23 protein-coding genes and 1 riboswitch are annotated in these 25,111 nt (G+C 48.7%); all 23 genes read left to right on the top strand.

The window, feature by feature from the left end; all coding sequences use genetic code 11:
* Positions 1–65 precede the first annotated feature (65 nt).
* The 23 genes from ftsH to MRBLPE1_RS32715 all read left to right on the top strand — a co-directional run bounded on the left by ftsH (position 66) and on the right by MRBLPE1_RS32715 (position 24,762).
* Positions 66–2,066 carry an ATP-dependent zinc metalloprotease FtsH gene (gene ftsH / locus MRBLPE1_RS32825; protein ID WP_364154691.1) on the top strand — a complete coding sequence of 667 codons (2,001 nt, stop codon included), beginning with the start codon at positions 66–68 and terminating at the stop codon, positions 2,064–2,066.
* 349 nt (positions 2,067–2,415) lie between these two features.
* Complete coding sequence (locus MRBLPE1_RS32820; protein ID WP_364154688.1) at positions 2,416–3,471, top strand: BMP family lipoprotein; 1,056 nt, start codon at positions 2,416–2,418, stop codon at positions 3,469–3,471.
* Positions 3,472–3,650: 179 nt separating this feature from the next.
* Positions 3,651–5,195: an ABC transporter ATP-binding protein gene (locus MRBLPE1_RS32815; protein ID WP_364154686.1), complete on the top strand. Its 1,545-nt coding sequence runs from the start codon at positions 3,651–3,653 to the stop codon at positions 5,193–5,195.
* 5 nt (positions 5,196–5,200) lie between these two features.
* Positions 5,201–6,283, top strand: a complete 1,083-nt coding sequence (locus tag MRBLPE1_RS32810; protein WP_364154683.1) for an ABC transporter permease — start codon at positions 5,201–5,203, stop codon at positions 6,281–6,283.
* 1 nt (position 6,284) lies between these two features.
* Entirely contained in the window at positions 6,285–7,247 is a 963-nt protein-coding gene (locus MRBLPE1_RS32805) for an ABC transporter permease (protein WP_364154680.1), read from the top strand.
* A 357-nt stretch (positions 7,248–7,604) separates the two neighbouring features.
* Complete coding sequence (gene nadA / locus MRBLPE1_RS32800; RefSeq protein ID WP_364154678.1) at positions 7,605–8,543, top strand: quinolinate synthase NadA; 939 nt, start codon at positions 7,605–7,607, stop codon at positions 8,541–8,543.
* Between the two features lie 132 nt (positions 8,544–8,675).
* A complete protein-coding gene (gene nadB, locus MRBLPE1_RS32795) occupies positions 8,676–10,289 on the top strand; it encodes an L-aspartate oxidase (RefSeq protein WP_364154675.1) in 1,614 nt (537 codons plus the stop codon).
* Positions 10,282–11,166 carry a carboxylating nicotinate-nucleotide diphosphorylase gene (nadC, locus tag MRBLPE1_RS32790; protein WP_364154672.1) on the top strand — a complete coding sequence of 295 codons (885 nt, stop codon included), beginning with the start codon at positions 10,282–10,284 and terminating at the stop codon, positions 11,164–11,166. The genes nadB and nadC overlap by 8 nt, the downstream gene beginning before the upstream one ends.
* The gene (locus MRBLPE1_RS32785; RefSeq protein WP_364154669.1) at positions 11,163–11,936 is read left to right on the top strand and encodes a type III pantothenate kinase; all 774 of its coding nucleotides are present in this window, start codon (positions 11,163–11,165) and stop codon (positions 11,934–11,936) included. The genes nadC and MRBLPE1_RS32785 overlap by 4 nt, the downstream gene beginning before the upstream one ends.
* On the top strand, positions 11,936–12,841 hold the full coding sequence (gene hslO, locus MRBLPE1_RS32780) for an Hsp33 family molecular chaperone HslO (protein WP_364154666.1): 906 nt from the start codon (positions 11,936–11,938) through the stop codon (positions 12,839–12,841). The genes MRBLPE1_RS32785 and hslO overlap by 1 nt, the downstream gene beginning before the upstream one ends.
* A gap of 17 nt (positions 12,842–12,858) precedes the next feature.
* Positions 12,859–13,851 (top strand): peptidylprolyl isomerase, encoded by a 993-nt coding sequence (locus MRBLPE1_RS32775; protein ID WP_364154663.1) that lies wholly within the window; start codon positions 12,859–12,861, stop codon positions 13,849–13,851.
* A 127-nt stretch (positions 13,852–13,978) separates the two neighbouring features.
* Positions 13,979–14,917 (top strand): cysteine synthase A, encoded by a 939-nt coding sequence (cysK, locus tag MRBLPE1_RS32770; RefSeq protein ID WP_364154660.1) that lies wholly within the window; start codon positions 13,979–13,981, stop codon positions 14,915–14,917.
* A 125-nt stretch (positions 14,918–15,042) separates the two neighbouring features.
* Positions 15,043–16,635 carry an anthranilate synthase component I family protein gene (locus tag MRBLPE1_RS32765; RefSeq protein WP_364154657.1) on the top strand — a complete coding sequence of 531 codons (1,593 nt, stop codon included), beginning with the start codon at positions 15,043–15,045 and terminating at the stop codon, positions 16,633–16,635.
* The gene (gene pabA / locus MRBLPE1_RS32760; protein WP_364154654.1) at positions 16,632–17,213 is read left to right on the top strand and encodes an aminodeoxychorismate/anthranilate synthase component II; all 582 of its coding nucleotides are present in this window, start codon (positions 16,632–16,634) and stop codon (positions 17,211–17,213) included. The genes MRBLPE1_RS32765 and pabA overlap by 4 nt, the downstream gene beginning before the upstream one ends.
* Complete coding sequence (gene pabC, locus MRBLPE1_RS32755) at positions 17,210–18,085, top strand: aminodeoxychorismate lyase (protein WP_364154651.1); 876 nt, start codon at positions 17,210–17,212, stop codon at positions 18,083–18,085. The genes pabA and pabC overlap by 4 nt, the downstream gene beginning before the upstream one ends.
* Positions 18,086–18,147: 62 nt before the next feature.
* Complete coding sequence (gene folP, locus MRBLPE1_RS32750) at positions 18,148–18,996, top strand: dihydropteroate synthase (RefSeq protein WP_364154649.1); 849 nt, start codon at positions 18,148–18,150, stop codon at positions 18,994–18,996.
* 72 nt (positions 18,997–19,068) lie between these two features.
* Complete coding sequence (gene folB, locus MRBLPE1_RS32745; RefSeq protein ID WP_364154646.1) at positions 19,069–19,455, top strand: dihydroneopterin aldolase; 387 nt, start codon at positions 19,069–19,071, stop codon at positions 19,453–19,455.
* Complete coding sequence (gene folK, locus MRBLPE1_RS32740; protein ID WP_364154644.1) at positions 19,433–19,981, top strand: 2-amino-4-hydroxy-6-hydroxymethyldihydropteridine diphosphokinase; 549 nt, start codon at positions 19,433–19,435, stop codon at positions 19,979–19,981. Before folB ends, folK begins: the two co-directional genes overlap by 23 nt.
* On the top strand, positions 19,933–20,145 hold the full coding sequence (locus MRBLPE1_RS32735) for a helix-turn-helix domain-containing protein (RefSeq protein WP_364154641.1): 213 nt from the start codon (positions 19,933–19,935) through the stop codon (positions 20,143–20,145). The genes folK and MRBLPE1_RS32735 overlap by 49 nt, the downstream gene beginning before the upstream one ends.
* 31 nt (positions 20,146–20,176) lie before the next feature.
* Positions 20,177–21,172, top strand: coding sequence for a tRNA dihydrouridine synthase DusB (dusB, locus tag MRBLPE1_RS32730; protein WP_364154638.1), 996 nt, complete (start codon positions 20,177–20,179; stop codon positions 21,170–21,172).
* Between the two features lie 346 nt (positions 21,173–21,518).
* The gene (greA, locus tag MRBLPE1_RS32725; RefSeq protein WP_053373331.1) at positions 21,519–21,995 is read left to right on the top strand and encodes a transcription elongation factor GreA; all 477 of its coding nucleotides are present in this window, start codon (positions 21,519–21,521) and stop codon (positions 21,993–21,995) included.
* 177 nt (positions 21,996–22,172) lie between these two features.
* Entirely contained in the window at positions 22,173–23,681 is a 1,509-nt protein-coding gene (gene lysS / locus MRBLPE1_RS32720; RefSeq protein ID WP_364154635.1) for a lysine--tRNA ligase, read from the top strand.
* 179 nt (positions 23,682–23,860) lie between these two features.
* Positions 23,861–23,939, top strand: a riboswitch (cyclic di-GMP riboswitch).
* 13 nt (positions 23,940–23,952) lie between these two features.
* Entirely contained in the window at positions 23,953–24,762 is an 810-nt protein-coding gene (locus MRBLPE1_RS32715) for a transglutaminase-like domain-containing protein (protein WP_364154633.1), read from the top strand.
* Positions 24,763–25,111 lie beyond the last annotated feature (349 nt).

Genomic DNA, 25,111 nt, shown 5'->3' with positions numbered 1-25,111 from the left:
GCCTCTATTGTTATGGAAAGTCATGATATGGTAAAATATTTTAAGCGTCTGAGAGGAGGTTGGGGATGAATCGGATCATCCGTAATACTGGTTTTTATTTAATTATCTTTTTGGTGACCGTTGGGATTTTTCAATTTATCAGCAGCCAAAATGACACGACAGTTGGATTGCGATATGACGAGCTTCGCGCTGCGGTTGAATCAGGCAATGTTAAAGAACTGAGTGTTAAGTATGAGAACCAAACTTATTTTGTTTCTGGTAAATATAATACAAAGCCTGCAGGCGCAGAAAGCGATCAATTCGTATCGAGGGTCAGCGTCAAAGCAGAGGAGAAGATCCTCGCTTGGCAGGAGCAGTTTGGCTTTAAGCTAGAGAGCAAGGAAATGGATCAGCCGAGCATTTGGCTTACATTCCTCACCTCCATTATTCCGTTTGTCATCATTTTTGTCCTGTTCTTCTTCTTAATGAATCAAGCGCAGGGCGGCGGCGGCAAAGTCATGAACTTTGGCAAGAGCAAAGCGCGGCTTTACGATAATGAGAAGAAACGGATTACGTTCGAGGATGTTGCAGGCGCCGACGAGGAGAAGCAAGAACTCGTTGAGGTTGTCGACTTCTTGAAGGATCCGCGGAAGTTCAATTTAGTTGGCGCACGTATTCCGAAGGGCGTATTGCTTGTCGGTCCTCCGGGTACAGGTAAAACTTTGCTTGCCCGTGCGGTAGCAGGGGAAGCTGGCGTACCATTCTTTAGTATCTCCGGTTCTGATTTCGTAGAGATGTTCGTCGGTGTCGGCGCATCCCGCGTACGCGATCTATTCGAGAATGCGAAGAAAAATGCTCCATGTATCATTTTTATCGATGAGATTGATGCGGTAGGCCGTCAGCGCGGCGCCGGTCTTGGCGGCGGACATGACGAACGTGAACAAACGCTCAATCAGCTGCTTGTTGAAATGGATGGATTCGGCGCTAACGAAGGCATTATTATCGTTGCGGCAACAAACCGTCCGGACATTCTTGATCCAGCCCTTCTCCGTCCAGGCCGTTTTGACCGTCAAATCACGGTTGATCGTCCAGATGTGAAAGGCCGCGAAGCTGTATTGAAAGTACATGCTCGCAATAAGCCGCTTGCTAAGGACGTTAAGCTTGAAGTTATTGCGAAACGTACGACTGGCTTCAGCGGTGCAGACCTTGAAAACTTACTAAATGAAGCAGCGCTTCTGGCTGCCCGTCGCAATAAGAAAGATATCGCTATGGTTGAGGTAGATGATGCCATTGACCGGATCATTGTCGGGACGGAGAAGAAAAGCCGTGTCGTTAGTGATCGCGAGAAACGGATCGTCGCTTACCATGAGGCGGGACATACCATTGCAGGCTACTTCTTGGAGCATGCGGATATGGTTCATAAAGTTACGATTATTCCGCGCGGTCGTGCCGGCGGATACGTCATCATGCTTCCGAAGGAAGATCGCATGCTTGTAACCAAGCAGGAGCTTCTTGATAAGATTACCGGCTTGCTTGCAGGCCGTGTTGCGGAAGAGCTGTTTATTGGGGAGATCGGAACAGGCGCTTACAGCGACTTTAAGCAAGCGACCAGCATCGTGCGTGCTATGATTATGGAATACGGGATGAGCGACAAGCTTGGACCAATGCAATTTGGCAGTTCGCAAGGGCAAGTATTCCTAGGCCGCGATATCGGTCATGAACAGAACTATTCGGATGCGATTGCTTACGAGATCGATCAAGAAATGCAATCTATCATAACGGGCTGCTACGATCGTGCGAAGAAGCTATTGTCAGAGAAGAGCAAGGAAATGCATTTGATTGCTCAAACGCTGCTTAGCGAGGAAACGCTTGAACTCGAGCAAATCAAACGACTAGTTGAAACGGGTTCTTTGAACGGCAGTTCATCTTCAGACACAACTGCGACAACTGTCGAACCAACTGCAGAACCGATTGTAGAAACAATTGGCGATGTGAAGGTGCGTATCCAGACTCATGATCAGGATGAAGTAAAAGATCCGGTTCTTGAGAAACGCGACAGCTCGGAAGATCCGGACAAAAAAGAGTAAATATCTGATATTAATGATTGGTTATAGTCGTCTTGCTACTTGTAAGGAGTAGCAGGACGACTATTTTTTTCCTTTATTAATGTTCGGATATAGCCTATAATACGGGTATAAACCATTAGCGGAAAAACAAAAAAGCTAACATAATGGTTTATATTTTTTGGCCGAACATCACATAAATGTTACATTAAAATAGAATCATTGGTTTTATGTTACATAACCTTACATTAAATCATTGACGTTTATTTTTTTGTAACTATAATGAAATAATAGCGGCCAGGATCAGCAAGAATAAGAAGGTAAACAGGGGTTGCAAGGCATCACCAAATCCTAAGCAAGGGAGAGAACACGCATGAAAAAAACATTTAGCTTTATGCTTGTGATGATGATCGCGCTGACACTAGTGTTGTCGGCTTGCGGAGCGAAGAATAACAATGAGGGCGGAGCAAACACGGGTACGAATGAAGGTACCAAAGTTGAATCCGACGGAACAGGCAAAGATTTTAAGATCGGCATGGTTACTGACGTAGGCGGCGTGCATGACAAATCGTTCAACCAGAGCGCATGGGAGGCTCTTGAGACGGTAACGGCTGAGACGGGCGCTGCTACTAAATTTTTGGAAAGTAAAGGCGAAGCCGATATGGAGCCGAACCTGAACAGCTTCGTTAAAGAAGGCTACAACCTGACTTGGGGTATCGGTTTCTTGTTCAATGACGCGCTAAGCAAAGTTGCGAAAGAAAACCCGGATGCTAAGCTGGCTGTTATCGACAGCGTAATCGAAGCGCCAAACGTGGCTTCCATTACTTTTGCCGAGCATGAAGGTTCATTCTTGGTTGGCGTTGTTGCGGGTATGATGACCAAAACCAACAAAATCGGATTTGTAGGCGGAATGGAAATTCCGGTTATCAAAAAGTTCGAGGCAGGCTTTAAAGCAGGTGTTGCTGCCGTTAAACCGGATGCTAAGGTTGAGGTAGACTATACAGGCGATTTCGGTAAGCCGGATCTTGGTAAATTGGCTGCAGCAACGATGTATGACGGCGGAGTGGACATCATTTTCCACGCGGCTGGCGGTACAGGAAACGGTGTATTCAACGAAGCCAAAGCCCGTAAGGATAATGGCGACGATGTATGGGTTATCGGTGTAGATAAAGACCAATCGCTCGAATTCGGCGATGAAATTACGCTTACCTCGATGATGAAGGGCGTTGAAGCAGCGGTTCATAAAGTATCGAAAGACTTGATCGCTGGAAACTTTGCAGGCGGTACGACGCAAGAGCTTGGTTTGAAAGATGATGCTGTAGGCTTGCCGGATACATCTGAAAAGAACGTTCCTGCTGATGTGCTTGCTAAAGTAGAAGAATACAAAGCAAAAATCGTTAGCGGCGAAATTAAAGTACCGACTGAATAGTTTTCATCATTCATTGGTATCCTTTGATTGAGGAGCGTTCGTCGATGGATCAGACAAAGACCGGCTTCGGCCGGTCTTATTCTTTTTTCAAATGAAGATTTTATAAGTTTTCTAGCTTATAGGGTTCTTCATTTGCGATTCGTGTTTACATAGGGGTAAAACCGGGGAGATGATAAGGAATGGACCGGAGCATAACAGCAGTAGAGTTAAAAGGAATTACAAAACGGTTTCCTGGGCTCGTTGCCAACGATTCCATCAATTTTGAATTGAAAAAAGGCGAAATCCATGCGCTCCTAGGCGAGAATGGCGCAGGGAAATCGACGCTTATGAATATTCTGTTTGGCCTTTATCAGCCGGATGAGGGCGAAATTTGGATTAACGGAAAACAGACTGTTATTGAGGGTGCATCGAAGGCCATTGATCTTGGCATCGGCATGGTGCATCAGCATTTTAAGCTCGTTCAGCCGTTTACGGTATCGGAAAATATTGTACTTGGAAACGAGCCCGTAAAAGGGTTGAAAATTGACTACAAGCTTGCAAATGAGAAGGTTCGGACGATCTCCGAACGTTATGGTCTTAAAGTGGATCCTCAGGCGCGAATTAAAGATATTACGGTAGGCATGCAGCAGCGCGTTGAAATTTTAAAAACGTTATACCGCGGAGCGGAAATCGTTATTTTTGACGAGCCGACTGCCGTTTTGACCGTTCAGGAAATCGAAGAGCTAATCGAGATTATTCGCAACCTGGCTGCGGAAGGCAAATCGATCATTATCATTACGCATAAATTAAAAGAGGTTATGGCGCTCGCTGACTCAGTAACCGTTATACGGCGCGGCAAGGTAATCAAGACTGTTACGACGAAAGAGACAAATGAGCAGCAGCTTGCGGAGCTAATGGTTGGCCGTGACGTTTCCTTTGAGGTTCAGAAGACAAAGCAAAAGCCGGGAGAGGTTATTTTATCGGTGGATGCCTTGCAAATGAAAGGCGAGCAGGGCAAAAATGCTTTGAATGGCGTTACTTTTAATATCCGGGCCGGCGAAATTGTCGGTATAGCAGGCGTTGACGGCAATGGGCAAAGCGAGCTCATCTATGCGATCACGGGAATGCGCAAGGTCGATAGCGGCAGCGTGAAGCTGAACGGCCACGACATGACCAATCATTCACCGCGGCAAGTCTCGGTTGCCGGCGTAGGCCATATTCCGGAGGACAGGCATAAGCATGGTTTAGTGCTCGACTTCAGCGTCAGCGAAAATATGATTTTGAACACTTACTTCGAACCGGAGTTCGGAAGCTCGATGTTTATTGATTATAAAGCAATGGATGTGCTGTCCGATAAGCTTGTAAAGGAATTTGACGTTCGGTCATCAGGCATCCATACGCATGCTCGCGCGTTGTCTGGCGGTAATCAGCAAAAGGCCATTATCGCTCGTGAGCTGCACAAGGACCCGGACTTATTGATTGCCGTGCAGCCGACCCGCGGGTTGGATATCGGCGCCATTGAATATGTGCATAAACGGTTAGTTCAAGCCCGAAACGAAGGAAAAGCCATTTTGCTAGTGTCCTTTGAGCTCGATGAGTTGTATGCCTTGTCTGATCGCATCGCGGTCATGTACGAGGGCCGGCTGATGGGTGAGGTTGATGCAGAACGCAGAGACGATCAGCAGCTTGGTCTTATGATGGCAGGAAACAAATCTGCCGCAGCTGCAGCGGAAGGGAGAGGATAGCGTAAATGGATACTTTGAAGAAAATTTTTAATAAATCGTCTATCCTCATACCGGTTGTGGCCATTATCCTCGGCCTTATCGTCGGGGCTATTGCGATGCTGGCCGGCGGGTACAGACCAATCCTAGCGTATACTTCTTTGCTGGATAAGCTGTTTAGTTCCCCTTATAACATAGGCGAAGCGATCCGTGCGATTACGCCGTTGATTTTTACCGGACTTGCGGTATCGTTTGCATTCCGCACTGGACTGTTCAATATCGGGGTAGAAGGCCAGTTTGTAATGGGTATGACCGGGGCGACAATTATTGGCGTGCTGCTCGATTTGCCATGGTACATTCATGCTCCGTTGGCTGTAATTACTGGTGCTCTCTTCGGTGGGTTATGGGCAGGCATAGCGGGATACTTGAAAGCAAAGCGCGGCGTGAATGAAGTTATATCTTCCATCATGCTGAACTGGATTGCGCTTTTCCTATCCAATTTTATCGTTGCGAAGTTCCTTGTTGAGAAAGGTCAGCAAAAATCAATGCCGATTCACGAGTCTGCGATGATGAAAATTGACTGGCTCGTCAAATTGATGGACAACGCCCGCATGCACTGGGGAACCGTCATTGCCATCCTTTGCATCATTTTGTTCTATATCGTGCTTTGGCGCACGAAACAGGGTTATGAGCTTCGCGCGGTTGGCCATAATCCGGATGCCGCTCAGTATGCGGGTATGAACGTCAATGTCACGATGGTTAAATCGATGTTTATTAGCGGTATTTTCGCAGGACTCGGCGGCGTCTTTGAAATTTTGGGCGTCTTCGGCAATCAGACCGTTATGGCCGCTTCGCCGGGTTATGGTTTCGACGGTATTGCGGTTGCCCTTCTTGGGGGAAATACGCCGATTGGCGTACTCCTTGGGGCCATTTTATTCGGCGGGCTTAGCTACGGCTCGGCAGGCATGAGCTTTGGTGCCGGCGTACCTCCAGAGGTCGTGCGGATCGTCATCGGCGCCGTTATTTTCTTCGTTGCTTCGCATGGATTAGTGAAATGGTTCTTGAAGCCTTTTCTAAATAAACGTGCAAGCAAGCGGAAGGAGGCGGTGTAGAATGAACGTACTCGATGTCATTGGACAGCTTATTAATACTACGCTCGTGTTCTCCACCGCGCTCATTTTTGCGGCGTTAGGCGGGATGTACTCCGAGCGCTCGGGCGTCGTTAACATTGGTCTGGAAGGCTTGATGGTGTCCGGCGCGTTTGCTGCGGCAGTCGCTACCGAATACGCCATACAGGCAGGTATGGGCAATGTATCGCCATGGATCGGATTTATCGCTGCGGGTATCTACGGGGTTCTGGTCTCTTTATTGCATGCGATATCAACGATAACGTTCCGGGCCGACCAAACCGTCGTGGGTGTGGTTATTAATATCCTATCACTCGGTTTGTCGCTTTATCTAACCAAAAGCTTGTATGCAGGATCAGGACAAACGCCGCTTTTGGAAAATGTATTCCATAAGTGGCAGATTCCTTTCTTATCGGACATCCCTTTGCTCGGAAAAGCGATTTTCACCGCGTATCCGACGACTTATATCGTTATCGCGCTTGCTTTTATCAGCTACTTCGTCTTGTTCCGTACGCCTTTCGGCTTGCGTCTGCGGGCGGTTGGCGAGCACCCAAGCTCTGCGGACACCGTGGGCATCAGCGTAACGAAATACCGTTACATTGGCGTCCTTCTCAGCGGCGCTCTGGCGGGTCTTGGCGGCGCAACGATCACGTTGACGACGACAAGCAGCTTTGCGCATAACACGATCTCCGGTCAAGGCTTTATCGCGCTCGCGGCACTGATTTTCGGCAAGTGGAACCCGCTCGGCGTCGTTGGCGCGGCGATGTTCTTTGGACTCGCGCAGGCGCTCAGAAGCTTTATGCAGCGCTTTGAGTTCGCACAGCAAATTCCGGCTGAATTTTTCTACATGCTGCCCTATATTTTGACGCTCATCGTTCTAGCTGGCGCTGTCGGCCGCTCGAATGCTCCATCGGCGCTTGGGCAGCCTTACGATCCTGCGAAGCGTTAATTGATCGACGGTCTCTTTCCAAAACGGAGAGAGACCTTTTCTATTTATAAAAGAGCATAGCGCACAGGCCCTGTTTAACCTTGTACGTTGCAATAAAAGGCTCGTTTTCGCCGAAGGTTGCCCGGAGACGGCCTGCAAAATAATTAATTTTGACTTGCTGCCCTAAAATGGCCTTTAATACATTGACAGTAGCATCCACCGCGTGTAAATTAAAACTTAATCAAATGAATTTATCCCTTTTGGTTTAAACTATAGGTAAGCGACTTTCTAAGTTTGTGCATCAATTCACAAAGTTGTGCTTGCCGTATAACGGAATGGGCATTATCCCCCATCCCTCATAAGAGGAGAGGATCTACTGTGGAAGCACTGGCACTGGAACGCAAGGCGGAGCAAAACCGAGAGCTGCGTGAACGGTTGTTACAGTTGAAGAAAGAACGGAATGCGATCATTTTAGCCCATTATTACCAGCGTGATGAAATTCAAGAGGTTGCCGATTTCCGCGGGGACTCCTTCCTGCTTGCGCAGAAGGCAGCCCAAACCGATGCCGAAGTCATCGTTTTTTGCGGCGTTCATTTTATGGGCGAGAGCGCAAAGATTTTGGCGCCAAACAAAACGGTTATTATTCCCGATGAGCGTGCCGGCTGCCCGATGGCGGACATGGTAAGCGTGGATGGCCTGCGTAAGCTGAAGGCTCAGCATCCGAATGCAAAGGTCGTCACTTACATCAACTCGTCTGCTGAAATCAAAGCGGAGACTGACATCTGCTGTACGTCGGCGAATGCGGTTAAAGTCGTCAATTCCGTTGAGGGTGACGAGGTTATTTGGGTACCGGACAAAAACCTGGGCCATTATGTGCAGCAGAATACCGATAAGAAAATGATTATCTGGGAAGGTTACTGCAATACGCATGATATGCTTACGGTTAAAGACGTGGAAGAAATGAAAGCGAAATACCCGAATGCGCAATTTGTCGTACATCCCGAATGCCGTCCGGAAGTTGTTGAACTTGGCGACTTTGTAGGCAGCACAACCGCTATCATAAAATATTGTAAAGAATCGGATTGCCAAGAGTTTATCGTGGGCACGGAGGATGGTACAGGCTACCAGCTGCGTTTAGACAGCCCGGGCAAAACGTTCCATTTTGCATCTAAATATTTGGTTTGCCCTAACATGAAGGTTAATAATTTGAAGAAACTCGTTAAGGCGTTAGAGACGATGCAGCCTCAAATTTATGTACCGCCACATGTTGCGGATCAAGCCCGTTTATCCTTGGAGCGCATGTTACTCGTGAAGTAATAGGCGCTGCTCCTATGCTTAAAATATAAGAATCGCTAAGCTATGCCTTTATTTTATGTTTATTTTTCATTATGAGACATAAGCAGCCCAGCAAAAGGTCGGCTTTTGCCGTTTACCCTTGGAGGAGCCATGATGATTCCCAGATATTTAGTTGATGTGCAGCTGAATGAGCTGCCTGTTATTGAAAAAGATGTGATCGTTATCGGGGCCGGCATTGCCGGTCTTTTTACCGCTATACGGGCAAGTGAAAACAACTCGGTCCTAATGATTACGAAAAAATCGCTGCTGGACAGCAACACTCGTTATGCGCAGGGCGGTATTGCCGCCGTGATTTCGGACGAGGATTCGCCAGCATACCATAGGCAGGATACGCTTATAGCCGGCGCGGGCTTATGCTCGAATGAAGCCGTCGATATACTCGTTCACGAAGGGCCAAAAGGCGTTCGCCGTTTGATCCAAATGGGCACGCAGTTCGATTTGGAAAATGGCGAATTTGCGCTTACGAAGGAAGGCGCGCACAGCCAGCGGCGTATTTTACATGCCAATGGCGATGCTACCGGCTTCGAAATTGTACGGGCTTTGTCCGAAACAGCGGTTGCCAATCCGAAAATCGAAGTTTGGGATGACCATTTCGTCATCGATCTGGTTACGCAGGACGGCGTTTGCTGCGGTGCCATCGTACAAAAGCCTGGCGGTCAGCGGTTATTCGTTAAGGGGAAAGCGGTTATTCTCAGCTCAGGCGGCGCGGGTCAGCTGTACCGGTATACAACCAATCCTGAAGTCGCAACGGGAGACGGTATCGCAATGGCTTATCGAGCGGGCGCTTACATACAAGACGTAGAGTTTATTCAGTTTCATCCAACCTCGCTCTGTTATCCGGGTGCACCGAGATTTCTGATTTCGGAAGCTGTACGGGGTGAAGGGGCGTATCTTCGCAATATTAAGGGAGAACGCTTCATGGATCGTTATCATGAGCAGCTGGAGCTCGCTCCAAGGGATGTCGTGGCGCGCGCGATCGTCAGCGAAATGGAAGAGACGAAGTCGACCTTTGTTTATATTGATATTACGCATGAATCAGCGGAAATGGTCAAACATCGTTTTCCTACTATATATGAATACTGCTTGAAATATGGACTAGACCTAACCTCGGACTGGATACCGGTTGCGCCGGCTATGCATTATATGATGGGCGGAGTGAAAACCGATCTAAATGGGGAAACGAATATAAAGCGCTTGTTCGCTTGCGGAGAAGTTTCGTCAACCGGCGTACACGGAGCGAATCGGCTTGCCAGCAACTCGCTCTCCGAAGCGATTGTCTTTGGGAGAAGAATCGTAAAGCGAATAGACGAGCTTCCAAGCCATTCGGTTCAGCCTGTTATCGAGAATGAAACCGAACGCAGCAGCACGCCGATACAGGCAGTCGTAGAGAGACGGCTTAAGCTGCAAAAAATTATGGTGCGGTATGCAGGCTTGCGGAGAGATGCCAAGGGTCTTGAAAAAGGGCTTGAGGAATTGAAGCGGCAGCTGCCGATTTATCAATCGATACTTACAGAGCGCGAAGAGTATGAATTTGCTAATTTGCTAACGTGCGCGCTGCTAACTACGGAAGCTGCGCTCTCGCGCGAGGAAAGCCGCGGTGCGCATTACCGCGAGGATTTCCCGGTACGCGACGATGTGATGTGGAGAAAGCATACGGTGTTGCACCGTCTATATGGATTGACGGAGGAGCGAATAGAGGATGTATGAATGGACGGCAGGCGGTTATGATGCAGCAGTTCGCGAGCAAATCCGCGGCTGGCTGGCTGAGGATATAGGCAGCGGAGATATAACGACGGAGACGACGATTCCCAGGGATTCGCGTTCGAAGGCGGTTATTCATGTCAAAGAAAGCGGTATTATCGCGGGGCTTCCGATTGCGAAGCTTGTGTTTGAGGTTGTGGATCCATCGCTTGCATTCCTTCCGAATGTGCAGGACGGTGACAGCGTGAGTAAAGGAACCGTGATCGCTACAGTGGAGGGCAGCACGCACAGCTTGCTCATTGGTGAGCGCCTTGCGCTTAATTTGATGCAAAGGCTGTCAGGCATAGCGACCAAGACTCGCGCTTTTGTCGATGCGCTTGAGGGGCTTCCGGTTCGGCTTGTCGATACGCGCAAAACAACGCCAGGTCACCGCATGCTGGAGAAATACGCGGTGCGCGTAGGCGGCGGAGCTAATCATCGGTTTGGTTTGTATGATGCCGTGATGATTAAGGATAACCATATTAAAGGCTCTGGCGGCATTCGCGCCGCGGTTGAGGCCGCCCGCAGCAAAATTCCGCATACGATGAAAATCGAAGTCGAGACGGAATCGCTTGAGCAGGTAGGCGAAGCGCTGGCTTGCGGAGCAGATATCATTATGCTGGACAACATGGCCCCAGCTTTGATGAAGGATTCGGTAGCCCTTATAAAAGCGACCTCTCCTCATGTCATTGTTGAGGCGTCCGGCGGCGTTTCACTAGAGACGATAAAGGGTATTGCAGATTGTGGCGTGGATGTCATTTCGGTAGGCGGATTGACTTACTCCTTCCATGCGCTGGATATCAGCTTGGATTTGAATGCGAAGAAGGGTGGGGAGCCGCTTTGATCCTCGTCATTGATGTCGGGAATACGAACATCGTACTTGGCATATACAAAGGAAAAGATCTTCTGCATCATTGGCGGCTAAGCACGAATCGTTCAGCGACAGTAGATGAGTACGGCATTAATATCCATAATCTGTTTCATTATGCAGGCGTAAAGCTTGAACAGATGGACGGTGTCATTATTTCCTCCGTGGTACCTCCTTTAATGCGAACCTTAGAGCAGCTATGCTTAAAATATTTGCGTAAAACGCCTTTAGTCGTGGGGCCAGGCGTAAAAACCGGACTGAATATCCGTTATGAAAACCCGCGTGAGGTGGGGGCGGACCGTATCGTGAATTCGGTAGCCGGTATCGAAAAATACGGTACGCCGCTTATTGTCGTTGATTTTGGCACGGCTACGACCTTCGATTACATTGATGAAGGCGGCAACTATCTCGGCGGCGCCATTGTGCCTGGGATTGGCATTTCAACAGAAGCGCTATATCAGCGCGCCGCTAAGCTGCCGCGCATCGAGCTGGTGAAGCCGAAGAGCGTCATTGGCCGCAATCCGGTAACGTCAATGCAGGCGGGAATTATTTTCGGCTATGCAGGACAGGTGGATGGGATTGTAAATCGAATCCGTGCGGAATTCGGCGTCTCGCCTCGCGTGATCGCTACCGGTGGTCTGGCGGAGTTAATCGCCGCGGAATCGGAAACGATAGAAGAGGTAGATCCATTGCTTACGCTTGAAGGATTAAGAATTATATATGAACGCAATCAGGAGGGATTATGATGGACAATCAGCTGAAGGACGTGCTGGTGCGTGGGACGGCATGGAACGGCAAAATCCGAGTGTTCGCGGCTTGCACGACTCAGCTTGTTGAAGAGCTTCGTCAAAGGCATGGCACCTATCCAACGGCTACAGCGGCTCTAGGACGGACATTGACGGCAGGTGCCATCATGGGAGCCATGCTGAAAGGGCAAGAGAAGCTGACGATTCAAGTGAAGGGCGACGGGCCGATTGGGCATATTGTCGTTGATGCTAACGCAGACGGGGAAGTTCGCGGATATGTTGATCATCCGGAGGTGCATCTGGCAAGCAATGCGCAAGGCAAGCTGGACGTGGCAGGAGCAGTCGGACGCAGCGGACATCTTCATATAACAAAGGATTTAGGAATGAAAGAGCCTTACCGCGGCAGTATTCCGATCGTTTCGGGCGAGCTCGGCGAGGATTTTACTTATTATTTCGCTGTTTCGGAGCAGACGCCTTCCGCGGTAGGCCTGGGAGTGCTTGTCGATACGGATAATTCCGTACTGCATGCCGGCGGATTTATCGTTCAGCTTATGCCTGGATTAACCGATGAGGAAATTACAAGGCTCGAGCAAGCGGTTAGCGCGATGCCGCCCGTGACGGCATTGCTTGATCAAGGTGAAACGCCTGAAGGTATACTGCGCCGGATCGTCGGTGATAGCGAACTTCAGATTCACGATACGATGGATTTGAAATTCCAATGTTTTTGTTCCTCTGAGCGCGTGGAGCAGACGCTTCTAAGCTTAGGCGAGCATGAGCTGCAGCAAATTATCGAAGAAGACGGAAAAGCGGAAGTCGTTTGCCAATTTTGCAACGAAGCGTATACATTTGAACGGGCCCAGCTGGAGCTGCTGCTTGCTCAAGCGAAACCGAAGCCGATCCATTAATCGGAGGCATTAGGGGAATGAGGAAATACGAGATGCTGAGGGCCGTTGTCATCCTTCAAGCCGTATGTATGGTTGTTTTGACGGTAGTCGTAGTCATAAAAGTGTGGCCGGGGAATGAACGCCAGCTGGATCAACAGCCGCAAACGAATGTTGGCAGCGAGGAGGATCCGGCAGACCCGAGCAAGCCAGGCGCGGATTCGTCCGAAATGGCCGACGGACGGCGGGTTGTTGCCAGGGTAGGCAAGGTAATGATTACGGCGGCTGAACTGAAGAGCGAGCTGCAGAAGCAATATGGGGAAGCTGTATTGCGCACGTTAATGGTACACAAAGCGATCGATTTGGAGGCAGCGGCATCCGGGCTCAACATATCGGCGGAAGAACAAAGCCGGGAGCTGAAGAAGCTGGCCGAGGGTTACGAAAGCGAATCGCGCTATTATGAAGTGATGCAGGAACAGCTTGGCATGAATAAGGAGCAGGTACAGGAAGATCTGCGTTACCGGTTGCTGCTCGAGGAAATCGCCGTTCGCAGCGTCGATGTCTCGGATGAAGAGGTCGATCGTTATATTGCCGATCATCCGGAGGAATTTGAAGCGCGAACACAGCTCCATCTGCAGTGGATTATGACCGAAACGTCAAGAGAAGCGAATACCGTGCTGGGGCTCCTTGCGGACGGGGAAGATTTTGCTGAGCTGGCGCGAACCTATTCGGTTGATGCCTTTACGGCGGATGCCGGCGGTGATCTCGGCTTAATTGACGAGGATGATCCTTTCTACGACCGTGATATGCTGGATACGGCCAGCCGGTTGCAAATTGCCGAAATGGCCGGTCCCCTGAAGGTTGACGGAGGCTTTGCGGTTATTCGTCTTATTGAACGACAAATGACAACGAATTTGACAGGAAGCAGGCTGCACGAAGCCGTTCGCAAACAACTGGCACTGGAGCGTGCAGACTCGCTGACAGAAATGGAAGATAAGCTGCTGATTAAATATGATGCGATGAAAACCGAATAGCACTGTGTTTGGTCAGGTTTTCGGCGGAGTGTTAAAGTCACTATTGACAACGGATGCAAGACATTGATAAGATGGAATTAGTGAAAAAACCAACTGAATTAGTCGGAATAAGGAGGCAGTTATTTCCATGGCCAAAATTGTGCAAAGCGTTCTAGATCTTATCGGTGATACTCCGCTTGTTCGTTTAAATCGTCTTGTGCCTGAAGGCAGTGCAGAAGTTTACGTTAAGCTTGAATACCAGAATCCGGGTGCAAGCGTAAAAGACCGTATTGCAATCAGCATGATCGAGGTAGCTGAGCAAGAAGGAATCATTAAACCAGGCGATACCATCATTGAGCCTACCAGCGGCAACACAGGAATCGGACTAGCACTCGTAGCAGCAGCAAAAGGCTACAGGGCTATTCTTGTTATGCCAGAAACAATGAGTATTGAACGTCGCAACCTGCTTCGCGCTTACGGCGCAGAGCTAGTACTGACGCCAGGCTCCGAGGGAATGAACGGTGCCGTTCGCAAAGCAGAAGAGCTTGCTGCTGAGAACCCTAACTATTTCCTGCCGCAGCAATTCAAAAACCAAGCGAACGTTAAGATCCACCGTGAAACGACAGGACCTGAGATCGTGGAAGCAATCAACTCCCTTGACGGCAAGTTGGATGCATTCGTAGCCGGTATCGGTACGGGCGGCACGATTTCTGGTACGGGCGAAGTGCTTAAGAAAAACTTTGACGGAATTAAAATTTACGCGGTAGAGCCTGCTGCTTCCCCGATTCTATCCGGCGGTAAACCAGGCGCTCACAAAATTCAAGGTATCGGCGCTAACTTCGTACCTGAAATTTTGAACCGTGAAATTTATGACGCTGTAATTACAATCGAGAATGAAGATGCGTTTGAATACGCTCGTCGCGCAGCGAAAGAAGAAGGTATCCTTTGCGGTATTTCTTCGGGCGCAGCAATTTACGCGGCACTGCAAGTTGCTAAAGAGCTTGGCGCAGGCAAACGTGTGGTTGCGATCGTTCCAAGCAACGGCGAACGTTACCTTTCCACGCCATTGTTCAACTTCGAAAACTAATTTTTATTCCCTATAGCAGACAGCCTTTCATTCCCCGGAATGGAAGGCTTTCTTTTTACCTTGCTATTCTGTATACTGAGCAAAATAAGTCAAGTTATCGGGGGTCGAAGGTGATGGTCACCGCTATGGAGCAATGGACTCGGTGGCACGCCGAACGGAAGTTTACAACGCTGCCGCTAGTTAAGGAACTGCCTTTCCAGCTGGAAAACAGGGCAGGTGTCGCATCATGGGAAGAGGTGTGGCAGGATGCTTCGCCTTATGCTTTTGTACTGGAGAGCGGCAAGGACGGGCGTTATACGTATTTGGGCTTGCACCCTGACGCGATCATACGGGGCAAGGGTTTATCTGCCGAATCGGTAGCGTTTCATTCGTTAGAGGAGCAAAGCAAGTGTCATTGGGACGGAAAACCTCTTGAAGTAGTGAGGGAATGGATGAGCGGCCTGCTCGGACCAAGGGCTACGGATGGACCGAAATGGATTGGCGGCTGCGTCGGTTTTTGGGGCTACGACATTATTCGTTCTATTGAACGCTTGCCGGAGGTAGCCTTGGATGATCGGAGCATGCCGGATTATTTGTTTATGCAAATAAACGAGCTTTGGATCATTGATCATGTGGAGGATAAGGTGTATTGTTCCGTCCATACAAGGATCGAGCCCGGTGCCGATGATGAAGCGCTGCGTGATGCTTATGAACGTGCCTTATCGAAAGCCGAAGGGATGACCGATTATTGGTTAACCTGGTTTGATGAAGAACAAGCGAAGAAAAAAGCAGCTTCGCTTCGGGCGAAGCGGCAGCTTTTACTTGAGGATGACCAGCTGCAAATGGATGTCGATTCCCTCTCTGGCATCACTTCTCCTTTTTCGAAGGAAGCCTATATGGAGGCGGTTCGCCGCATACAGCGGTATATTGAGCAAGGCGATGTCTTTCAAGTGAATCTTTCCGTAAGGCAAAGCAAGGAAGTGAAAGCCTCGCCCGAAGAGCTGTATGAATGGCTGAGACTGGTAAACCCTTCGCCTTACATGGGCTTTCTGCGCTGTCCTGATTTCCAGCTCGTATCTGCCTCGCCTGAGCTTTTGGTTGAGCTTCAAGAGAGCAAGCTTGCAACAAGGCCAATCGCCGGCACGCGGAGGCGCGGACGCACTGAAGAGGAAGACCTGCGGCTGGCTGACGAGCTTCTCTCGAACGAGAAGGAGCGAGCAGAGCATATTATGCTTGTGGATTTGGAAAGAAATGATCTGGGACGCATTTCTGCTTATGGCACGGTAAAGGTCGAAGAGCTTATGGTCATTGAACAATATTCGCATGTCATGCATCTTGTTTCGCAGGTGGAAGGCCAATTGGCCGGCGGCAAGGATGCTTATGATGTTATTTCGGCCACTTTCCCGGGCGGGACGATAACCGGCGCGCCAAAAATCCGTACGATGGAGATCATTGAAGAGCTTGAGCCGACAAGGCGCGGTCCTTATACAGGCTCCCTCGGATGGATTGACTACAATGGGGATATGGAATTTAATATTATTATTAGAACTATGGCGCTGCGGGATGGGATTGTTCATATTCAAGCAGGAGCGGGTATCGTTATCGATTCCGATCCGGAGCGGGAGTACAAAGAATCTTTAAACAAGGCAAAGGCGTTATGGAAGGCCATTCAGTACAGCGAGCGGTTTGCTGCGCATGACCGGGCGGCAGAGCCGGATAAAGGGGGAGCCTTAACATGATACTGGTAATCGATAACTATGATTCTTTTACGTACAATTTAGTGCAGTATTTGGGTGAGCTTGGCGAAGAAATTACGGTAAAACGCAATGATGAAATCGATTTGGCGGGGATTGAAGCGCTGGCACCCGACCATATCTTGATATCGCCAGGTCCTTGCTCTCCGAATGAAGCAGGCATCAGCCTATCGTTGATTGAACATTTTAAAGGGAAAATTCCGATTTTTGGCGTTTGCCTGGGCCATCAATCGATTGGACAGGCTTTCGGAGGCGAGGTTGTGCGCGCGGAGAAGCTGATGCACGGCAAAACATCCGAGATCCATCACGATGAAAAATCGATATTCGCGGGCATGCCTACTCCGTTTACTGCTACGCGCTACCATTCGCTTATCGTGCGCCGTGAGACATTGCCGGATTGCTTGGAAATTACCGCAGAAACAGACGAAGGTGAAATTATGGGCCTGCGTCATAAGGAATACCCGATTGAAGGCGTGCAATTCCACCCTGAATCGATAATAACGGAGCATGGCCTCACGATGCTTCGTAATTTCTTGCAAAACCGGACGGGCGCAGTGCGATGAAAATCGGACTGAATGGCTCCGTTTTGGAAGCGAGCGAAGCCGTGATCTCAGTTTATGATCACGGTTTTTTGTACGGCATGGGCTTATTCGAGACATTTCGCACCTATAAAGGGACACCTTATTTATTGGAACGGCATTTGAGCCGTTTGCTCGCGGGCTGTGAGCAGCTTGGTATCCGGTATCGGCCGGATGCCGAACAGGTTACAGAGTGGGTGAAAGCTTTGCTTGCGGCGAACGGGCTTGAGGATGGTTATGTTCGCCTGACCGTTAGTGCGGGGGAAGCGGAGCTTGGCCTTCCAACCGGCGACTATGAGAAGCCGAATGTGTTGATGCTTGTAAAAGCTTTGCCTCCCGTCAATGATGCGGTTCATATGCGCGGACGGGAGCTGCGGCTTATGCAGACGCGGCGAAACACGCCGGAGGGCGATGTCCGCTACAAGTCTCTCCATTATATGAACAATATTATTGCGAAGCGGGAATTGCTGGCTAGCGAAGCATCTGCAGGAGCCGAGGGACTGATGCTCAGCCATGAAGGCTGGTTGGCGGAGGGAATCGTCAGCAATTTATTTTTTGCGAAGGATAACGTGATTTTTACGCCGGCTATTTCCACGGGCATCCTGCCGGGCATTACGCGTGAGCAGGTGTTGAGGCTTGCACAAAAAGAAGGCTGCCGTACGGAAGAAGGGCTTTACAGCTGGGAGATGCTGCAGGAGGCCGATGAGATTTGGCTGACCAATTCGATTCAGGAGCTTGTTCCCGTCACGAAATTATCGGATGCCAGTGGAAAAAGCAGGGTCGTCAGTGACGGTACAGCAGGGGCTTTGACCAGACAGCTACTAGCGGTATACCGGCTAACTACGGGCGTTGAATAGGATTGGCAGCTAGTTGACTGCGCCATTCAAAGAAGAAAACAGTGAAGAACGGAGGCTGCAAATTGAATCAAAGACCAGATTTTTATAAGAGGACATATGAATTCGGAAGCGGAACGAAGCTGGAATTGGGTGACCGTACGCTTATTATGGGTATTTTGAACGCTACGCCGGATTCTTTCTCGGACGGGGGGCGCTATACGAACGTAGAGGCTGCCGTTGCACACGCCATATCCATGGTGGAGGACGGCGCTGACATTCTTGATATCGGCGGTGAATCGACACGTCCCGGCTTTGAACCGGTAAGCGCAGAGGAAGAGCTGCGGCGCATCCTTCCCGTCATTCGCGCGGTGCGCCAGGCGCTGCCGCATATCCCGCTCTCCATTGATACGTACAAAGCGGAGACAGCCCGCCAAGCCTTAGAGGCAGGCGCCCATATCATCAATGACATCTGGGGTCTTAAGGGCGATCCCAATATGGCTGCGGTTGTCGCTGAGTATAGATGTCCGGTTATTATCAACCACAACCGTCATGCAAGGGACTACAATGACCTTGTCCCGGATGTGCTTGCTGATCTGCAAGGCAGCGTCAGTTTGGCGCATGCCGCTGGAATCGAAGAGGACCAGATATGGCTTGATCCGGGCATCGGTTTTGCCAAAACCCATGAAGACAATTTAGAAATGCTTGGTCGGCTGTCTGAGCTGTCGGCGCTCGGTTATCCGGTGCTGCTTGGGACTTCGCGCAAAAGGTTCATTAAGCAGACGCTGAATCTGCCAGTAGACGAGCTTGTTGAGGGGACGGCAGCGACCGTTGTTCTCGGAATCGCTTATGGCTGCCAGGTGATGCGCGTGCATGATGTGAAGGCAATCAAACGCGCCGCGCTTATGGCGGACGCGATCGTATATCGCAGCTAAGCGGAAGCTGCAGCGTTTAAGAGCGGCTTTTTTATCATTAGAATAACTGCATCGCAAGGGGGAGTGACGATCATGGATAAAATGTTTATAAAAGGAATGAAGTTTTACGGTTATCACGGCGTTTTTCCCGAAGAGAACAAGCTCGGCCAAAAATATTACGTGGATATCGAGCTAGATATGGATTTAGAACAGGCCGCGGTAACGGATGATTTGAACAGGACGGTCAATTATGTTGAAATACACGCTCTTGCAAAAACGATTGTAGAGGGCCCGCCATATAAGCTTATTGAAGCTTTAACGGGTCACATTGCAACACGGGTACTGGAAGTTTATACTATGGTAAATGAAGTGACGGTTCGAGTAACCAAGCCGAACCCGCCGTTTGATATTCATTTTGACGGAGTAACGGTGGAGCTGCGCAGAAAGCGGGACGCTGATGGACGAACAATACCCGCTTAATGGGGCAGAGGCTTATATAGCATTAGGTTCCAACATGGGAAATCGTGAACAACTGCTGCTTGCAGCGATTGGACTGCTGGACGCACATCCGGAAATAGCGATAAGCAAGGTATCCGGCATGTATGAGACGGACCCGGTAGGCTATACGGATCAACCGCCGTTTCTCAATATGGCGCTCGCTTTGCGAACGACGCTTTCCCCATTAATACTACTGAGGCAGCTTCTGGAATTTGAGCAGCAATTAGGAAGAGTTCGACAAATACGTTGGGGACCTAGAACCATTGACCTTGATCTTCTCCTATACGATAATGTCAGAATGGATCAAGAGGAACTAACCTTGCCGCATCCGCGCATGATGGAGCGGGCGTTTGTGCTTGTGCCGCTGCATGATGTTCTGGATCAATCGCATCGGCTGCAGGCAGAAGTAAGCGCAGAGTCAAAGGCGGCGCTTCTGGATGGAAAGGAAGGCATTACGTTATGGAAAACAATCAATTGGCGCAGCGCGTCAGAGCCTTTCGAAAGCTGAAGGGCTATACTCAGCAGGAGCTGGCCAAGGAACTTGGTGTATCGGTAGCTGTTCTCGGTTCATTGGAACGCGGAACAAGGAAGACAGATCCGAAGCTGCTAAGTCATATAGCCAAAACGCTAGGAATCAGTTACGAGGAATTAATGTCTGATTCACGTGAATAACGATGCATATCTTATGGGGGCAAGGAGCGACATGCTGAAAATCGGAGACATCGAGATGAAGAACAGAGTGGTGCTAGCGCCGATGGCAGGCGTGTGCAACCCTGCTTTTCGATTGATAGCCAAAGAGTTTGGAACAGGTCTTGTATGTGCGGAGATGGTGAGCGACAAGGCGATTTTACACGGGAACAAAAGAACGCTCGAAATGCTGTTTGTCGATGAGCGCGAGAAGCCGCTCAGCCTGCAAATATTCGGCGGTGACCGCGAGTCGCTTGTAGAAGCGGCAAAGGTCGTAGACAAGCAGACCAACGCGGATATTATCGATATCAACATGGGTTGTCCGGTACCGAAGGTAACGAAATGCGATGCGGGTGCCCGCTGGCTGCTCGATCCCAATAAGATTTATGAGATGGTCTCGTCCGTTGTGGATGCGGTCCAGAAGCCGGTGACGGTAAAAATGCGCATTGGGTGGGACGACCAGCATATTTACGCGGTTGAGAATGCCCGTGCCGTTGAACGCGCCGGCGGGAAAGCCGTAAGCGTACACGGACGCACACGCGAGCAATTGTATACAGGCAAGGCCAATTGGGACATCATAAAAGATGTCAAAGAAGCGGTATCCATTCCTGTAATAGGCAATGGGGACGTTTTCTCGCCAGAGGATGCCAAACGCCTTCTGGATCACACGGGCTGCGACGGCGTGATGATCGGACGCGGCGCGTTAGGAAACCCTTGGATGCTTTACCGGACCATTCAATATTTGACGAATGGTGAGCTGCTTAGCGATCCGACGCCGCGTGAGAAATTGGAAGTAGCTATTTTGCATCTCGATCGTTTAGTGGCATTGAAGAACGAGGCGGTTGCGGTACGCGAGATGCGCAAGCACCTAGCATGGTACCTGAAGGGACTTCCAGGCGGCGCTCGCGTAAAAGATGTCATTATGGAAGAAACCGGCCGTGACCCGATGGTAGCAATCTTGGAAAACTATGTACGGTCTCTTGAAGAGGATGCGGAATTCCAATCCGCTTAAACTGCAGGCGGAACATCAGGCGCTGCGGAAGAGGTCGCCTACTAAAATACACATAGACCGGTTATAAGCATGATCCTGAATCGGTCGTTAATGACACCATTCGACAAAAGCCGCTATCCAGCGGCTTCTGTTACATTTTCAAAAAATGAAACGGTTTCAATGGGTCGTTTGGCTTTGATTGACATTCATGGTACCTTTGCAATATAATCGTGCAATATAAATAACGAACGCATCAAGAGCGCTTCAAACAACAGTAGGTATGAGGATTAAGAAGCGTAATATATTAGGTATCAGTGAATTCATACAAGGTATGAAAAATTAGTCACATGACAGGAGAATCGGAAAGATGAACGATAAGCAAATCATTCTGACTCAAGAAGGGCTGCGCAAGCTCGAAGATGAATTAGAGAACTTGAAATCGGTCAAGCGTCGTGAAGTTGCTGAACGTATTAAAGTAGCCATCGGCTATGGTGATATAAGTGAAAACTCGGAGTACGAGGATGCGAAGAACGAGCAAGCATTTATCGAAGGCCGCGTGCTTACCCTTGAGAAAATGCTGCGCAACGCGCGTATTATAAATAATGATGATATTGATATTGATACCGTTAGCATCGGTTCTATTGTTACGGTTGAAGATATGGAATACGGCGATACGATGGAGTACTCTATTGTCGGTACAGCTGAAGCCGATCCTTTGCAAAACAAGATCTCAAACGAGAGCCCGGTTGGCAAAGCGATTTTGGGCAAGAAAAAAGGAACGGTTGTCGAAGTCAACGTACCTGTCGGCATCATTCAATACAAAATTCTCGATATCAAAAAATAAGGTTTGCAATGCGCGGATCAAAAAGCTTCCTTGTGGGAAGCTTTTTGAACGTTTAAAATATAAGAACGTATATTTCATAGGAATACAGGGCTTATATTTTATCGGAAAACGAGTTTTTATCGCAACAATCCGGCCACAGCCGCTTACGCTTGCCGAACGATCAAGGAGATGAAAGTAGTGGAACATGAAAACAATGAGCAGGAGCTAAGTGAACTCTTGCAAATTCGCAGAGACAAACTAGACGAGCTTAGAGGACTAGGCGTGGACCCTTTCGGACGCAAGTTCGAACGCACGCATAACGCCAAAGAAATTGTACAGGCTCATGAAGGGCACAGCAAAGAAGAGCTGGAAGGCCAAGCTGTTACCGTACGTATTGCAGGACGCATTATGCAAAAACGCGGAATGGGCAAAGCCGGATTTGCTACGATCCAGGATTTGAGCGGCAGGATTCAAATTTATGTTCGCAAGGATACCGTCGAAGAGCATAAATTTGCCGCATTCGATTTACTGGATATTGGCGATATCATTGGCGTGCAAGGCGTCGTTTTCAAAACGAACACGGGCGAAGTCTCGGTCAAAGCGCATGATATTGAAGTGTTGACGAAGTCGCTGCTTCCTTTGCCTGATAAATATCATGGGCTGAAGGATGTTGAGCTTCGTTACCGCCAGCGTTATGTTGACCTTATCGTGAATCCGGATGTACAGCAAACCTTCATTACCCGTTCCAAAATCATTCAATCCATGCGCCGCTATTTGGATTCCCGCGGTTATCTGGAGGTAGAAACGCCTACTTTGCATTCTATTGCAGGCGGTGCGGCAGCCAGACCGTTCGAAACGCATCATAACGCGCTCGACATGCAGCTTTACATGCGTATTGCTATCGAGCTGCATCTGAAGCGTCTAATTGTAGGCGGTTTGGAGAAGGTATATGAAATTGGACGCGTGTATCGGAATGAAGGAATTTCGACACGGCACAATCCAGAGTTCACCATGATTGAACTGTATGAGGCTTATGCCGACTACAAGGATATTATGGCGCTAACCGAAAACGTCATTGCACATATCGCGCAAGAAGTACTCGGCACAACGAAAATCACTTATCAAGGCCAAGAGATTGATTTAACTCCGCAGTGGCGCCGTGTTTCGATGGTCGAGCTGGTTAAAGAAACGACTGGCGTTGATTTTGGGATCGAGATGAGTGACGAAGAAGCACAGCGTCTGGCGAAGGAGCATAAGGTCCCGGTTGATCCGCATATGACTTTTGGTCATATTCTTAATGCCTTTTTCGAACAATTTTGCGAGCACACGCTTATCCAGCCGACTTTCGTGACCGGACATCCCGTTGCGATTTCTCCTCTTGCGAAAAAGAGCGAGACGGATCCGCGGTTTACAGATCGTTTCGAGCTATTTATTGTGGCGCGCGAGCATGCCAACGCCTTTACGGAGCTTAACGATCCGATCGACCAACGTGAGCGGTTCGAATCGCAGCTGGTTGAACGTGAGCATGGCAACGATGAAGCGCATGAGATGGATGAAGACTTTATCCGCGCTCTTGAATACGGCATGCCGCCAACAGGCGGGCTTGGAATCGGTATCGACCGGTTGATCATGCTGCTTACGGATGCGCCATCCATTCGCGACGTGCTATTGTTCCCTCATATGAGAGATCAACGTTCCGCCGAATAAAAATGAAATAATAGAACCGCACGGCAGTCAGCTGCCGGCGGTTCTTTTTGTATTTAGAGGAGAGCGCTGCCGCAGCAAATCTGAAAAACTACCAAAATATGATAATATTTTAAGTACTCGTATTGATTTGATAGATTCATATGGTATATTAGAACTAATATTAGTGTTAATGAAGCTTCACACGATAATGGCAAACCTATCGAAAGGTAGGGACGCAAAGCTATAGGGCCTTCCTGAAGATGGCAGCCAGCTACCGAAAGGAGTTTTTTTCATGCGTAAATTTATTTGCATAATCGCGGCATTTGTACTTATCGCGTCGATAAATGCCACCACAGCACAGGCAAGTGAAGCAGCGGCTTCAGACTGGCTGGATACGTCTCATCTTAGTAACGGTGTTATTGCTATCGATTACCCCGTTAATGCCAAAGTGAAAACAAAACTTATGGTTGCTAAGGGCCAAACGAACTATACCTATAACCTGACCTCCGGTAAAACATCAGAGCAATTCCCTCTGCAGCTCGGAAACGGACAATATACGATTTCGGTTTTAGAGAATACATCAGGCAGCAAATACAAGCTGGTCAGAAAACAAACGGTTACGCTTAGTTTGAAGGACAGCAAGGTATTATACTTGAACTCCATTCAAAATATCAGTTGGACAAATACAAGCAGCGCGATTGTGAAAGCAAAAGAGCTTGCGAAAAATAAAAAGACAGATATGGAGAAAGTAAAAGCTATCTACGATTTTATTATCACGAACATTAATTACGATCATCAACTGGCGGCTAATCTTTCGGTGGATTACCTTCCGAACATCGATCGCACCTTAAAATCAAAAAAAGATATTTGCTACGGTTATGCAGCTTTGTTTGCAGGGATGCTTCGCGGCTTGGATATTCCAACGAAGCTGATGATGGGAAAATCGACATATGTAGATGTTTACCACGCATGGAATGAAGTCTACTTAGGCGGCAAGTGGGTTACGATAGATACAACAGTAGATGCGGGTTTGAAGAAGGGCAATAAAAAATTCGAATTGATTAAAGATGCTGCAAAATATACGGCCTCAAAACAATACTAATAAAAGTAAACGAATAACGAGCATGCGCATAGGCGCATCGCTCGTTTTTTTATTTCTTTCTTCATTATATAGACGATTAGTTTTTCGCGAGCTAAGCATGAAACGAGGGGATTCGAGGACGTAAATCTTTTTATTACTTTTTTAAAAAAAGTTCTTGCATTGTTATAGGCGAACGTGATATATTATCTAGGTCGCCAACGAGACATACGGCTGACACGAAAGAAAAGATTGCTCTTTGAAAACTGAACAACGAGTAATAACTGCCCTTACGATCCTAACGGATCGTTAGAAAAGCGATAAAAAAGTAATGAGCATTTCAAACACCAATTTGGAGAGTTTGATCCTGGCT

This window comes from Paenibacillus sp. LPE1-1-1.1, from assembly GCF_040676435.1.
Lineage (GTDB): Bacteria > Bacillota > Bacilli > Paenibacillales > Paenibacillaceae > Pristimantibacillus.
The sequence above is the reverse complement of the archived record's forward strand: the minus strand, read 5'-3'. Positions and strand labels throughout refer to the sequence as shown.